Here is a 12997-nt window from a genome sequence, read left to right as displayed (position 1 = left end):
GTGGCCGCGCTTCAGCCTTCCAAGGCGCCCGGTAGCCTGCTGCCCCGCAGCTTGCTGCCGCGCCCCATCCTCGTCCTTCATCGCTGGCTCGGCGTCTTCGTCGGGCTGCTGATGACCCTCTGGTGCCTGTCGGGCTTCGTGATGATCTACGTGGACTATCCGAGGCTGGAGCCGGCAGCGCAGTTGCAGGGCCTGGCGCCGCTACAACTGCCGCCCGGTCCGGTCTGGAACGATCCCGCGTGGGAAGAGGCAGGCCTCGCGCCAGACCTGCCGATCGCCTCCGCGCGCGTCGAGATGATGGCCGGCCGCCCGGTCCTGCGGATCGTTTCCGCGGCCACCGGCGACCGCCCCATCGCGCAGATGCGGACCATGCCAGACGCCATCGACCTGGCCACGGGGCGCAAGCTGGCCCCGCCCGGGCGCGCCGACCTCGCCAGGATCGCGGCGGACTACGCCCGCGGCCATGCGATCGGCGGCGCAGCGCCCGCTGTGTCCGAAACCGGCATCGACCAGTGGACGGTGCAGACCTACCGGCAGAGCGCCCCGCTCTACCGCGCCGACTATGGCGATCCCGCCGGGACCGTGATCTACATCTCGGGCCGTTCGGGCGAGGTGGTGCAGGAGACCACCCGCTTCCAGCGCTTCTGGGGCTGGCTGGGCGCCGTGCCGCACTGGCTCTACCCCACGATCCTGCGGCAGGACGGCGCGCTGTGGAACCAGGTCGTGGTCTGGACCTCGCTCTCCGGCTGCTTCCTCACCGGCACCGGCATCTGGGCCGGTATCGCGCGGCTGCGGCGCAAGCGGGACGGGACTGTCGGCTCCCCCTACAAGGGCCTGTGGTGGTGGCACCATGTCTTCGGGCTGTTCTTCGGCCTGCTGACCCTGAGCTGGGTCGCGAGCGGCCTGTTTTCGATGAACCCCTGGGGCTTCCTCGATTCCGCGGCCGGCCCTGCCGAGGCCGGGCGGCTGGCCGGGCCGATGCACTGGCGCGATGTGCGCCAGGCGCTTTCCGCGCTCGGCGACCTGCCGCGCGGCGCGCGGCGGGTGGAGACCGCTCCGCTCGGCGGGCGCACTTTCCTGCTGGTATCGGGCCTGCCGATATCGGACGGCGAAGTTTCGTCGCAGCGCTTCGACGCTGCCGGAAGGCCCGCTCTCTTCGGCGAGGACGCGCTGCGCACCGCGCTGTCGGGCAGGCCCTCGCTCGCCTCGCTCGAACTCCTGGAGGAAGAGGACGCCTACTACTATGGCCCCCGTTCCCCCGCGCCGCTTCCGGTCTGGCGCGCCGTTCTGGCCGATGCCGAGGCGACGCGCCTCTACATCGATCCGGTGAGCGGCCGGCTCCTGCGCGCTGTCGACCGTAACGGGCGCGGGTTCCGCTGGCTGCAGGACGGCCTGCACCGGCTGGACCTGCCGCTGCTGCGCCGGCGCCCGTGGTGGGACCTGGTGGTCCTGCCGCTGCTGGCCGCCGTCACGTTCGTCTGCGGCACCGGCACATGGATGGCCTGGAACAAGGTGCGCCGCGACGTGCGCCGCCTCTTCAGGATGGGGCTCAGAACCCCAGCGCGGCGCCCTGTTCGGCGATGACGTAGCGGACGGGCGGGCCGTCACCCTCGGCCAGCTGGCGGGCAATGGTCGCGGCGATCGCGGGGTCGCCGTCGACCGAGGGCTTGATATGGCCGATCACCACGGGCAGCCCCTTCATCGCCCCCGTCCCGCCCGACAGCTGCGCCAGCCGCGCCAGTTCGCGGTGCAGCCAGCGCGGGGTGAGGTGGCCGAACAGCTCGGCGTCCTTGCGCGGGTCGGGATAGGACGTCTCGACGATGATCGCGCGCAGATGCCCGGCGCGTACCAGCGGCGCCACGGCCTGCCAGAGCGCGTCGAGCCGGGTCGAATGCTCGACGGCATCGGGGCCGGTGTCCCCCATGCAGAGCAGCGCCTGCTCCCCTGCGCGGATGAGGAAGGCAGTGGACAGGGCGCCGCCGTGCGAAAGCGGAAATGCGGTGACGGTCAGGCCCGTCGCCGCGACCGGCACGGGCGCCGCGACGGGATCGAGATCCTGGTAATGATAGCGTGCCAGCAAGGGTGGCCGCCCGCGGTCGCCCATGTTGGGCCACGCGCTCCAGTTGAAATAATCGGCCGCCAGCGCGGCATTCACTTCCGGCAGGGCCAGGATCGGCTTCGCGCTGTCGTCAGGCGAAACCATCACCAGGCCGGCGACATGGTCGAGATGCGGATGGGTGACTAGATAGGCGCCGATCCTGCGGTGCAGCACGTCCCCGGCGCGGGTGCCGGCCGGAAATCCGCCCTTGGCGATGGCCACGCGGATGCCCGGAACCAGCGTGCCGGCATCGCAGGCGAGTCCCTGCTCCTGCCCCTTCCGGGCGATGTACCAGGCGGTCGTCGAACCTTCGACCACGCCGCCCGCCACGCCGAGCGGCACGACATCGAAAGCACGGGAATCGGCCCCGGCATCGGCAGACGCGCCCGCAGCCATCGTAAGTGCCGAGAGGGACAGACCGGCGGCCGCCGCGGAACCATACCGTCGCAAAAATGTCATAATTTCAATAAACATATGGCCGGGTTACGATTTCTTGTGGATGCACGGAAGAAATTTATCGGAAATGTCACAATCGGGGGCTAAGGGCCGCGCTTCAAGGAAGAACGCCGGTGCGCCCCCTGTCCGCCAGACCACAAGGTCTCGCGGGCGCGGCGGCTCGTCAGCTACCGGCCGCGCGCAAGGGGTGCAACGATGAAGACGAAGACTTACTGGCTGGCCAGCGTGCCGGCACTTCTGGCCGGCGCGACGCCTGCTCTGGCCCAGACCGCGCCGGACGCCCTCGACGCTTCCGCCGACATCGTCGTCACCGCCCAGCGCCGCCCCGAAAACATCCGCGACGTGCCGATCGCCGTCTCGGTCCTCTCCGGAGACAAGATCAGCGCCATCGCCGAAGGCGGCGGCGACATTCTCTCGCTGGCCGGCCGCACGCCCAGCCTCTACGTCGAAAGCTCGAATGGCCGCTACGCCCCGCGCCTCTACATTCGCGGCCTCGGCAACGTGGACTTCGACTTCAACGCCTCCCAGCCGGTCTCGGTCGTGCTCGACGACGTGGTGCTGGAGAACGTCTACCTCAAGGGCTTCCCGATCTTCGACCTCGACAGCGTGGAAGTGCTCAAGGGCCCGCAAGGCACGCTGTTCGGCCGCAACACCCCGGCCGGCGTCGTCAAGATGGACACCCGCCGCCCCGGCGACCATGCCGAAGGCCAGGCGCAGTTCACCGTGGGCGAACTCGGCACGATCCGCGCCGAAGTGGGCGCGACCATCCCGGTTTCGAGCACCCTGTCGCTGCGCGTCGCCGGCCTTGCCAACCACCGCGAGGACTGGGTGAACAACGCCTATGACGCCTCCTTCACCAAGCCCGGCAAGGACCTTGGCGGCTTCGACGACATCGCCGGCCGCATCCACGCCCTGTGGAAGCCGGACGACCGCCTTTCGGTGCTGCTCACCCTCCAGGCCCGTTCCTATCGCGGCACCGGCACGCTCAACCGCGCCAACGTGCTGACCACTGGCTCGAACAAGCTCAACGACCGCTACGACCGCGACACCGTCTATTACGACGGCGGCCGCAACAACCCGCAGGCGCAGGACACCACCTCGGAGGCGCTGCATGTCGACTATGACCTGGGCGGTGCGACGCTGACCGCCATCGTCTCTGCCTATCAGGGCAGCAGCTCGGGCCGCGGCGACATCGACGGCGGCGTGCTCGGCACCACCGCCGGCAGCGGCTTCATTCCCTTCAATTCGGAAACCGGCACGCTCTCCAGCGACCTCGATCAGCAGACTTACGAAGTCCGCCTCGCCAGCAATGGCGATACCCGCTTCGGCTGGCAGGTCGGCGCGTTCTACTGGCGCGAGAAGTTCGAGCTGATCTCGGCCTCGTGGAACGGCACCGGCGGCATTAATCCCACGGTGATCTCCGAACTGCGCCAGAAGAGCGACAGCTGGTCGGTCTTCGGCCAGGTCCACTACGACGTGACCGACAGCCTGCGCCTGACCGGCGGTGCCCGCTGGACCCGCGACCAGCGCGACCTCGACGCCGCCCGCACCCTCGGCGCGCCTTTCGCGGATTCGCGCCATGTGGGCGACAAGCAGCCGAGCTGGGACGTCAGCGCGCTCTATAAAGTCAGCCCGCAGGTCAGCCTGTTCGGCCGCATCGCCCACGGCTATCGCGGTCCTTCGATCCAGGGCCGCATCGCCACCTCGAACATCCTGACGACGGCGGATTCGGAAACGATCACGTCCTATGAAGCCGGCATCAAGGCGGCCACGTCCGACAACCGCTTCCGCGTGGATCTGACCGGCTATATCTACGACCTGAAGGACCCGCAGTTCACCGCCATCGGCGGCCAGGGCAACTTCAACCAGCTTATCAACGCCAAGCGCGGCAAGGGCCGCGGCGTCGAATTCGAAGCCACCGCCAACCCGGTTCGCGGCCTTCAGTTCAACGGCGGCGTTTCCTACAACTTCACCAAGATCGACGACCCGGACCTGCTGGTCGCCTTCTGCGGTGCGGCCTGCACCGTGCGCGATCCCATCGTCAACGTCGGCACCACGCGCCGCGCCTCGATCAACGGCAATCCCTTCCCGCAGGCGCCGCGCTGGCTGTTCAACTTCAACGCCTCGTACACTTACGAGCTGGCGAGCGGCAGCAAGCTCTACGCCCAGACCGACTGGGTGGCGCAGAAGGACTTCAACCTGTTCCTTTACGACGCCACCGAATTCCACGTCGGCACGAACTTCGAAGGCGGTGCGCGCATCGGCTGGCGTTCGCCCTCCGACGCGGTGGACGTCTTCGTGTTCGGGCGGAACATCACCAACGAGTCGAACGTGATCGGCGCGATCGATTTCAACAACCTGACCGCCTTCGTGAACGACCCGCGCGTCCTGGGCGCCGGCGTCAACTTCCGCTTCTGACGATACCCGGCGGCCCTCTGCGGAGGGCCGCCGCATCGCGCGACCGAAGGCATATTCAACGCTGTTCATTTTAACGGCATTTGTTACATTGCCGCGCATGGGCAGACGGTCGGACCATAGCCGCAAGGAACTGGAACAGATGCTGATCGTCGAGGGGCACAAGCACCTCGCGGAAGTCGGCTTCGCGCGCTTTTCCGCAAGGGAAGTGGCCAAGCGGATCGGCTATTCGATCGGCACGCTCTACAACGTCTTCGGCACGTACGATCAGCTGTTGATCGCCATCAACACGCGGACCTTCGTGCTCTGGACGGACTACATCCGGCAGGCCCTGGCCAGTGGCGCAGAGGACCGCATCCGCGTGCTGGTGGAAGGCTACTTCGGTTTCGCGCGCGCCAATCGCAATGCCTGGCTGGCGATCTACGACCATCATCTTCCGCCCGACGTCGCGATCCCGCCCGAACAGGACGTTCTGCGCGGCGGCCTGACCGAAATGGTGGTGGACGAAGTGCGCGCCGTGCTGCCGCCTGCCTGCCAGACCGACGCCCCGCGCCTTGCCCGCTCGCTGGTGGCCACCGTCCACGGCCACTGCATGTTCGACCTCAACGGCTCCTTCGCGCTGATGGGCGAGCAGGAACCCGCCGCTCTCGCCCTGGCCCGCGTGCGCGAAAGCCTGGCGGCAGCCCGCTCCAGCGATGGAACGGTGCTGCCGGCGGTGTGATCGGGCCGAACTTGCCCAGCCGAACCGGGGCGCCGCCTAAGCGATCGGCCCCGGCGCGGTCCCGTAATAGCTCGACACGCGGTCGGCATAGGCCTGGTTGAACTCCGGCGCGTTGTTGGCCCAGCTCGGCCCGCCTTCCAGCACCCGCCGGTCGATCGTCACGATATAGTCGTCGTCCGTGGCGTCATAGGCCAGGACGCTGAAGGGCACCGGGTAGAAGCTCTTGTTGAACCCCAGGAACCCGCCCAGGCTGAGCACCGCGTAAGTCGATTGACCCGAACGCTTGTCCACCATGAAGGCCTTGATGTGCCCCAGGTTGTCGCCATCGCGCGAACGCACCTTGAGCCCGGTGGTGTCCGCCTCGACAAGCATAGGCGTGACTGCGGGGATTTCGGTCATGAATGTCTCCTTGTTTCGCCGCGAGTGCGTGCGGTCGGGCCGGTCGGCACAGTCCGGCCGCGAACCCTCCCATCGCGGGCTGCGCGGCGCTGATGTCCCTGAGCCATGAAGCGTTCCTCGAATGCGGGAAGTCCGTTCTGAACGCGCGGTACACCCAGCCGTTCCGTTGCTTCCCTCCTCCACCTGCGCGAGCGATGGCCTGCGGAGGGGCCAGCGATGAGCGGAACGGGTCCGATGCCCCCGGAGCGACGGGATTGCCCGGGTGCAACGCGAGTCGCCCTCGGATTGGACCTAGGTTGGCGTTATCGCATCACGCGCCTCGCCTTGCGCGGCCTTAATGGGTTGCGGCCAACCGCCAAAGCGATTAGCCATCTCCGATAATACCACTATGATACCGGGGAGAATGGGGTTGATGCAAGGTAACGGCAGCGCGGTCGCACGCTCGTCCATGATCCTGATGGCTGCGGGACTGGCCCTTTCGGCGAGCCCCGTCCTGGCCGGCACGGTGACACTACCTGTCGTGATCCCGGCCCCGACCTCGATCAAGCTGGCGGGCGGCGCCCTGGCCTTGGGCACTTCGGTCGTCCTGGTGACAGCGCCCGGGGTCGACCCCGAGACCGTCGTGCTGCTTCGCAAGGTTCTATCGGCCGCCGGCGTGGAAACCATCACCACGGCGCGCAAGCTCCCTTCGGTTTTCCAGCAGCCCTATATCGTGCTCGGAACGGGGGAGAACGCCCTCGTCCGCGATGCCTTGGCGCGCACCGGTGCCTCGCTCGACACGCATGCCGAAGGCTATACGATCGCCAGCCGCCCGATCGGCAGCGGCGGCCTGATCGCGCTGGCCGGCCGCGATGGCGACGGACTGTTCCACGCCGTGCAGACCTTTCGCCAGATCGCCGCACAGCCCGTCCTGCCCGCGCTCGTCATCCAGGACCATCCGGCAATGCCCATCCGCGGCACGATCGAGGGGTTCTACGGCGCGCCCTGGACCATGGCGGACAGAACCAGGCATCTCGATTTCCTCGCCAGCGTAAAAGCGAACACCTACGTCTACAGCCCCAAGGACGATCCCTTTGCGCGCGACCGCTGGCGGGAGCCCTACCCGGCCGAGACCCTGGCCGCGCTGGGCAAGCTGGCCGCGACGGCGCGGCGAAACCATGTGGACTTCGTCTACGCGATCTCCCCCGGACCGTCGGTCTGCTTCTCCGATCCGGCGGACCGCGAGGCGATGGAGCGAAAGCTCGATGCCCTGCGGACGATCGGCGTCCACAGCTTCTACGTGGCGCTCGACGATATCGAATACACCAAGTGGAATTGCGACCGGGACGCGGCTGCCTTCGGGCCTTCGGGGGCGGAAGCGGCCGGTGTCGCCCAGGCGGCGCTGCTTAACGCGGTGCAGGCGGACCTCCTGCGGAAGGACAAGGCATCGCGCCCGCTGATCATGGTGCCGACCGAGTATTACGATGCGAAAGAAAGCCCGTACAAGGCCGCCCTGCGCAAGCATCTCGATCCCCGGGTCGTGGTGCAGTGGACCGGCACGGACGTGGTGCCTCCCGCCATCTCGATCCCGGATGCCCGCACCGCGACCAAGGCCTTCGGCCGCAAGACGCTGCTCTGGGACAACTACCCCGTGAACGACTACGCCACCACGACCGGACGCCTGCTGCTGGCCCCTTATGCCCGCCGCGAGGCCGGGCTGTCCGAGGAGCTGACCGGCATCCTGTCGAACCCGATGAACCAGGAGGCGCCCAGCCGCGTCGCCGTGACCGGCGTTGCCGCCTTCGGGTGGAACGACAAGGACTACGACGCCGATCGCACCTGGCGCGCCGCTGCCCGCGAACTGGCCGGCGGCGACGCGCAGGCCGCGGGCGCACTCATGCTGTTCTTCGACACCCAGCACATGGCGCCGACGTTCGGCAGTCAGCCTTGGCAGGAGCAGGCGCCGGCCCTGAAAGCCGCGCTCGACCGGACGCGCGACGCCATCGCGCAGGGTGACGGTGCCGCGCGCCGCCTCGCCATCGCGGAACTGGGGCGCCGGGCCGATGAAATCACCGGCGCGCCCGACATCATCCGCTCGGGCACCGTCGATCCCGGCTTCGCCGAACAATCCCGCCCCTGGCTGGATGCCATGGTCCTCTGGGGCCGCGCGCTTCAGCTGACCGCTGCCGGGCTCGACGCGGCGGATCGGGGCAGCGAGGCGGCCTCCCGTTACTTCGCCGGCGCCCAGCGCCTTGCCGCCGAAGCCGCTGCGATCCAGACCATTCCCGGCGCAACCCGGTTCGGCGGCCCGGTCAAGCTGGCCGACGGCGTCCTGGACCGGTTCATCGCCGATGCGCCGACCCTGATCGCGCCCGGGAAGCAGGACAGCGGTATGTCGGCAGAACGGCCCGTCGCCCCGTAAAGGGCATTGAAGACTTTCCCCTCACTCGATTTGCAGGCTCACCCGGCATGGCGCTCGGCCATGTACCGGGCGGGCGAAGTCCCCAGCGTCTTGCGGAACATGGTCACGAAGCTCGGCACGCTCTCGTAGCCCAGGTCGGCGGCGACCTGCTGGATGGTGGCGCCGCCGGCCAGCCATTTGATCGCCAGGACGACACCCAACTGCCTGCGCCACTGCCCGAAGCTCATGCCGGTTTCGCGATGGACGATGCGCAGCATGGTCCGCTCGCTGAGCCCGGCGCACTTTGCCCAGCTCGCGACGGAGCCGCGATCCGAAGGCGCGGCGATCATCGCATCCATGATCCGGCGCAGGCGGCTGTCGCTGGGCATCGGCAGGTGGAGATCCTCCACGCGCGCCGCGGCAAGTTCGTCGAGGATGACCGAAACGAGCCGGGAATTGGCACCGCCTTCTTCGTAGAGATAACTGAGATGGGCAGCGCGCGCGAGCAGCTCGCGCAGCAGCGGCGTCACCGCCACGGCGCAGCTCGACTTGGGCAGCGCACCGCTCAGGGCGGGATCGACGAAGGCGCAATATCCCTCCAGCGCGCCCGTGATCCGGAAGGAATGCAAGGCGCCGCCGGGAATCCAGATCGCGCTGCGCGGAGGCACGATCCAGAGACCGCCCTCGACCTCGCAACTGATCGCCCCCCGCAGGACCAGCAGGATCTGACCTTTCCGATGCCGGTGAGGATCGAGTTCGAAGTCCTCGCCGTCCGTCATCGCCGCACCGAAGGCCACGATCGGCCGCGGGACGTCATCCGGCTCGACCCACTCCGTGACATCGGCGGGATTCAGAACCGGCACAGGCATGATCCCGGCTGCGACGCCGCATTGGCGGTATTGAATAACAACATGGCAAGCCTTCGTAATGACGCCACCCGGCCGCGTCCTTATCCCGGACGGCAGGCACCGTCGAGGCGCCTTCGTCCTCGCCCATCCCTGAAGGAACAGCCGTGAACACTCTGGACAGCCCGCGCGTGGCCGCGCTTCTCGAACGACTGCATGAGACCGCCGAAGCATCGGATCGCGAACACCTTGCGATGATGATGGCCAAGCTGAACGCCCCGGGCGCCACGATCGCGGAGGTCGTCAGGCAGCACCTGGCCGCGGAACGGCGGGACTATCCGGCCATCTACCAGAGCTATGCCGGGAATTTCCTGGCGATATCGCCGGAATTCGGCCGCTTCCTCTATGCCCTCGTCCGCGCGACCGGAGCGCGGCGCATCGTGGAATTCGGGACTTCGATGGGCATTTCCACCCTCTATCTCGCGGCCGGCCTGCGCGACAATGGCGGCGGGATCGTCATCGGCACCGAACTAGAGCCCGGCAAAGTCGCGAAAGCCCGTGACCATCTGGCCGCAGCCGGTCTGGACGACCTCGTCGAGATCCGGGAAGGCGACGCCTTGCAAACGCTGCGCGACACGGGCGGCGAGATCGACCTGGCCCTCATCGATGGCGCCATGTCGCTGTACCTGCCGGTTCTCAAACTGATCGAACCCCGCTTGCGAACAGGGGCCGCGGTCATTGGCGAGAATGCCTTCGACCCTGCCTACCAGGCCTATATCCACGATCCGGCGAACGGCTATCTCTCGCAGCCGCTGCCGATCGGCGAGGGGCGCGGCAATGAATTCACGGTGAGGATCGCCTGATGGTGGAGGCCCACAACGATCCCGCCGCGCCCGAACGGAAGCCGGGCCGCATCGGCAAGGCCCTGATCGGGCTGCTCATGAAGCGCGCCGCCATCGCCGCCAATATGCCGCTGGGCGAGCGCTTTCGCCTCGTCTCGCTGGAAAGTCCCGCGCTTCGGTCCACGCAATGGGCGCCCGGTCAGAAAGTGCAGATCGCCATGGATTCCGCCTTCGTCGCACGCACCTACACGCCGATGGACTGGGATGCCGATAGGGGCCGGGTGCAGTTCCTGGGTTTTGCGCATGGCAGCGCGCCGGGCAGCCACTGGCTCCGGGAGGCCCGCGAGGGCGACGAGTGCCACCTGTTCGGCCCCCGTCCCTCGCTCGACTTGCGCCCCTTCGACGGCCCGATCGCGTTCTTTGGTGACGAAACCTCCCTCGGACTGGCCTGCGCGGCGGCGCGGCACGATCCCCGGCGGATCGTCTCGGGATATTTCGAAGTCGATGACGAGACGGAGAGCGCCGCCGTGGCCGACCATCTGAGCATGGGCGCAGTGCACATCTTCCAACGATCGGGCGACGATGCCCACCTTGCGGACATGGAGGCGGCGCTTCCCGCGCTGGCAGGCGCGGGCCATGCCTTCGTCCTGACCGGCAAGGCCGGAACGGTGCAACGGCTGCGCCAGGCGCTGAAACGACATGGCGTGCCGCCGGGCCGGATCAGGACCAAAGCCTATTGGGCACCCGGCAAAGTCGGGATGGATTGAGTGCGAGAGGCGCGAAGCCGGGCCATAAGCGCCGGCTTCGCGATACGCCGCGCACGGCTCAGGCAGGTGGGTCGATATAGCCCGGCCGCTTCGACAGGCTCGGCCATTTGCCGAGAATGTCGGGCTTCACGACCTGGTCTTCCCAGTCATCGGCAGCGACCTCATCGAAGCCGATGGAAATCGCTCCCTCGCCGTAGCCCAGATGGTCCATCACGCCTTGCGCGATAAAGTCGGACAGGGCCTGCTTCTGCTGCTCTGACTTGCCCGGCCACAGCTTCACGATGACATGCGGCATCGGCTCAATCCTTCGCCAGTGGCGCGAGATACTGCTCGTCGGTCACTTTCTCCATCCAGGTGACGGGGGTGCCGTTGACCACTTCCTGCACGGCGATATGGGTCATGCCCTCATGCGGCGTGGCGCCGTGCCAATGCTTGTGCTCGGCGGGACACCAAAGGATGTCGCCGGCATGGAATTCCAGCTTGGCGCCGCCTTCGATCTGCGTCCAGCCCACGCCCTCGGTCACGATCAGCGTCTGCCCGGCCGGATGGCTATGCCAGGCCGTGCGCGCGCCCGGCTCGAAATGCACGATGGCGCCGGACACGCGCGAGGGATCCTCGCGCTGGAACTGGCCGGTAATCGTGACCTTGCCGGTGAAATAGGCCTCGGGGCCTTCGACGGTCTTCATGTCTGCCTTGCGGGTGATATCCATGGGGCGAGTGCCTTCCTGAGCTTGAGCGGTGCAAACGGGCGCCGAGAGAGCGGCCATCCGATCATGCCGACCGCCCTTTTCGACGTTGCTGATGGCCGGCCCGCACGCGCGAACCGCCGGCTCCTCATCTAGGCGTTCCGGGCCGCCGCCATTAGCCCCGCCTCCGACAACGCACCGATGAACAGGCCTCAGCAATGCGGCAGGCGGTGCCAAGCCTCTCCACGGCGCCGATGCCGCCAGGGCGTGCGGTTGTTGAACAGGGCCACACGGAGCGTAACCCGCCTGGCCTCGGAAAATCTCGACCGCTACCGCGATGCGCCGACAGGCCGGGCTGTAATGGCCGGGCCGCCGTTCCCAGGCCTAGATCCAACCGCGCCACTTGAACCACAGATAGGGAATGACGGTCGACAGCACGCAGAGCGCCAGCGCGAAGGGGTAGCCCAGCGGCCAGTCCAGTTCGGGCATGAGCTTGAAATTCATGCCGTAGACGCCGACCACCATCACCGGCGGAATGCCGACGACCGAGGCCACCGTCAGCACTTTCACGACATCGTTCTGTTCGATGTTGATGAAGGCGGTAGCGGCATCCTGCTGGAGCTGGATACGCCCGCCCAGGCTGGTCTCGAATTCGTCCAGCGAATTGATGTCATGGCGGATCGATTCGAATCTTTCGCGCAGGTTCTCGTCGAGCTTGGGCGTGCAGCGGTCCAGAACGAAGCTTATCATCCGGCCGATGCTCAGGAACGCGTAGCGCACGCGCGAGGCACGGTCGCTGGCCTGGCCCATATCCCGTATGATCTCCCGGATTTTTCGCGTTTCCTTGCGAAGGCCCGGTCGTGCCTCTTCCTCGAAGAACAGCGCCTGCGAAGCGCGGGAGAGAATTTCCGAAGCGTGCTCGAGATGGTCTGCCGCGCGGTCCACCACGTCCTCCAGCAACGTGATCAATACGCTCGGCGGAGTCAGGTCCGCGCTGTCCCGCAGCTGGCCGGCGACGGCGTCAAACGGTGCAAGGTCGGAATAGTGGACCGTTACGAGCACGTCCGGCGTAAGAATGAAGCCCGTGGGCGCCAGCTTCCAGTGATTTGTCGTGGTGCCGGCGATCAGGGGCGCGGTCATGTACAGGACATGGCCATCGACGCGCAGACGGCTCGAAGTCTCGATTTCCCGAAGCGTGTCCAGGTCGGGGATACGAATGCCGTACCGTTTCTCGATCCGGGCCTTTTCGGCCTCGTCGGGCGACATCAGATCGATCCACGCGGCGCTGGCCTCCGTTTCGCTGCCAGGAAATGATCTCAGCACTTTGCTCTCCGCCCCGATATCGATTTCACCGTCCCGTCGTCCGGATCTCTTCCATGGCGATGTGA

Annotated in this window: 12 protein-coding genes; 6 read left to right on the top strand and 6 right to left on the bottom strand. The window is 67.3% G+C overall.

Annotated elements, in window-relative coordinates; genetic code table 11:
- A complete protein-coding gene (locus ACZ1J6_RS00715; RefSeq protein ID WP_465127354.1) occupies nucleotides 1-1584 on the top strand; it encodes a PepSY domain-containing protein in 1584 nt (527 codons plus the stop codon).
- Here ACZ1J6_RS00715 and ACZ1J6_RS00710 read toward each other — a convergent pair.
- Entirely contained in the window at nucleotides 1550-2494 is a 945-nt protein-coding gene (locus ACZ1J6_RS00710; protein ID WP_465127353.1) for an MBL fold metallo-hydrolase, read from the bottom strand. The genes ACZ1J6_RS00715 and ACZ1J6_RS00710 overlap by 35 nt on opposite strands.
- Before the next feature lie 255 nt (nucleotides 2495-2749).
- Between ACZ1J6_RS00710 and ACZ1J6_RS00705 the strand changes: the two genes are divergently transcribed.
- Nucleotides 2750-4972, top strand: a complete 2223-nt coding sequence (locus ACZ1J6_RS00705; RefSeq protein WP_465127352.1) for a TonB-dependent receptor — start codon at nucleotides 2750-2752, stop codon at nucleotides 4970-4972.
- A gap of 97 nt (nucleotides 4973-5069) precedes the next feature.
- A complete protein-coding gene (locus ACZ1J6_RS00700) occupies nucleotides 5070-5690 on the top strand; it encodes a TetR/AcrR family transcriptional regulator (protein WP_465127351.1) in 621 nt (206 codons plus the stop codon).
- A gap of 36 nt (nucleotides 5691-5726) precedes the next feature.
- Here the strand turns inward: ACZ1J6_RS00700 and ACZ1J6_RS00695 are convergent, their stop codons facing one another.
- Nucleotides 5727-6089, bottom strand: a complete 363-nt coding sequence (locus ACZ1J6_RS00695) for a PRC-barrel domain-containing protein (protein WP_134096304.1) — start codon at nucleotides 6087-6089, stop codon at nucleotides 5727-5729.
- A gap of 403 nt (nucleotides 6090-6492) precedes the next feature.
- Between ACZ1J6_RS00695 and ACZ1J6_RS00690 the strand changes: the two genes are divergently transcribed.
- Nucleotides 6493-8490, top strand: a complete 1998-nt coding sequence (locus tag ACZ1J6_RS00690) for a beta-N-acetylhexosaminidase family protein (protein WP_465127350.1) — start codon at nucleotides 6493-6495, stop codon at nucleotides 8488-8490.
- A 38-nt stretch (nucleotides 8491-8528) separates the two neighbouring features.
- Here ACZ1J6_RS00690 and ACZ1J6_RS00685 read toward each other — a convergent pair whose 3' ends face one another.
- Nucleotides 8529-9332 (bottom strand): AraC family transcriptional regulator, encoded by an 804-nt coding sequence (locus ACZ1J6_RS00685; RefSeq protein ID WP_465127349.1) that lies wholly within the window; start codon nucleotides 9330-9332, stop codon nucleotides 8529-8531.
- 149 nt (nucleotides 9333-9481) lie between these two features.
- Here ACZ1J6_RS00685 and ACZ1J6_RS00680 point away from each other — a divergent pair, with 149 nt between their 5' ends.
- Together ACZ1J6_RS00680 and ACZ1J6_RS00675 are read left to right on the top strand one after the other, a co-directional pair.
- Nucleotides 9482-10177, top strand: a complete 696-nt coding sequence (locus ACZ1J6_RS00680; protein ID WP_465127348.1) for an O-methyltransferase — start codon at nucleotides 9482-9484, stop codon at nucleotides 10175-10177.
- Entirely contained in the window at nucleotides 10177-10923 is a 747-nt protein-coding gene (locus ACZ1J6_RS00675; RefSeq protein ID WP_465127347.1) for a siderophore-interacting protein, read from the top strand. Before ACZ1J6_RS00680 ends, ACZ1J6_RS00675 begins: the two co-directional genes overlap by 1 nt.
- A gap of 58 nt (nucleotides 10924-10981) precedes the next feature.
- Here the strand turns inward: ACZ1J6_RS00675 and ACZ1J6_RS00670 are convergent, their stop codons facing one another.
- The 3 genes from ACZ1J6_RS00670 to ACZ1J6_RS00660 all read right to left on the bottom strand — a co-directional run bounded on the left by ACZ1J6_RS00670 (nucleotide 10982) and on the right by ACZ1J6_RS00660 (nucleotide 12875).
- Nucleotides 10982-11218 carry a tautomerase family protein gene (locus tag ACZ1J6_RS00670; protein ID WP_465127346.1) on the bottom strand — a complete coding sequence of 79 codons (237 nt, stop codon included), beginning with the start codon at nucleotides 11216-11218 and terminating at the stop codon, nucleotides 10982-10984.
- Between the two features lie 4 nt (nucleotides 11219-11222).
- Nucleotides 11223-11633, bottom strand: coding sequence for a (R)-mandelonitrile lyase (locus tag ACZ1J6_RS00665; RefSeq protein ID WP_132270162.1), 411 nt, complete (start codon nucleotides 11631-11633; stop codon nucleotides 11223-11225).
- Between the two features lie 360 nt (nucleotides 11634-11993).
- Nucleotides 11994-12875 (bottom strand): magnesium transporter CorA family protein, encoded by an 882-nt coding sequence (locus ACZ1J6_RS00660; RefSeq protein WP_465127345.1) that lies wholly within the window; start codon nucleotides 12873-12875, stop codon nucleotides 11994-11996.
- Nucleotides 12876-12997 lie beyond the last annotated feature (122 nt).

It is taken from the genome of Novosphingobium sp. BL-S-21, from assembly GCF_055521655.1.
The sequence above is the reverse complement of the archived record's forward strand: the minus strand, read 5'-3'. Positions and strand labels throughout refer to the sequence as shown.

Excerpts from the sequence above, each read along its gene's own strand:
- ACZ1J6_RS00705 (WP_465127352.1), top strand. The coding sequence starts at position 2,750 with ATGAAGACGAAGACTTACTGGCTGGCCAGCGTGCCGGCACTTCTGGCC.
- ACZ1J6_RS00675 (WP_465127347.1), top strand. The coding sequence starts at position 10,177 with ATGGTGGAGGCCCACAACGATCCCGCCGCGCCCGAACGGAAGCCGGGC.
- ACZ1J6_RS00710 (WP_465127353.1), bottom strand. The coding sequence starts at position 2,494 with ATGGCTGCGGGCGCGTCTGCCGATGCCGGGGCCGATTCCCGTGCTTTC.
- ACZ1J6_RS00660 (WP_465127345.1), bottom strand. The coding sequence starts at position 12,875 with ATGTCGCCCGACGAGGCCGAAAAGGCCCGGATCGAGAAACGGTACGGC.
- ACZ1J6_RS00695 (WP_134096304.1), bottom strand. The coding sequence starts at position 6,089 with ATGACCGAAATCCCCGCAGTCACGCCTATGCTTGTCGAGGCGGACACC.
- ACZ1J6_RS00690 (WP_465127350.1), top strand. The coding sequence starts at position 6,493 with ATGGGGTTGATGCAAGGTAACGGCAGCGCGGTCGCACGCTCGTCCATG.
- ACZ1J6_RS00670 (WP_465127346.1), bottom strand. The coding sequence starts at position 11,218 with ATGCCGCATGTCATCGTGAAGCTGTGGCCGGGCAAGTCAGAGCAGCAG.
- ACZ1J6_RS00665 (WP_132270162.1), bottom strand. The coding sequence starts at position 11,633 with ATGGATATCACCCGCAAGGCAGACATGAAGACCGTCGAAGGCCCCGAG.
- ACZ1J6_RS00700 (WP_465127351.1), top strand. The coding sequence starts at position 5,070 with ATGGGCAGACGGTCGGACCATAGCCGCAAGGAACTGGAACAGATGCTG.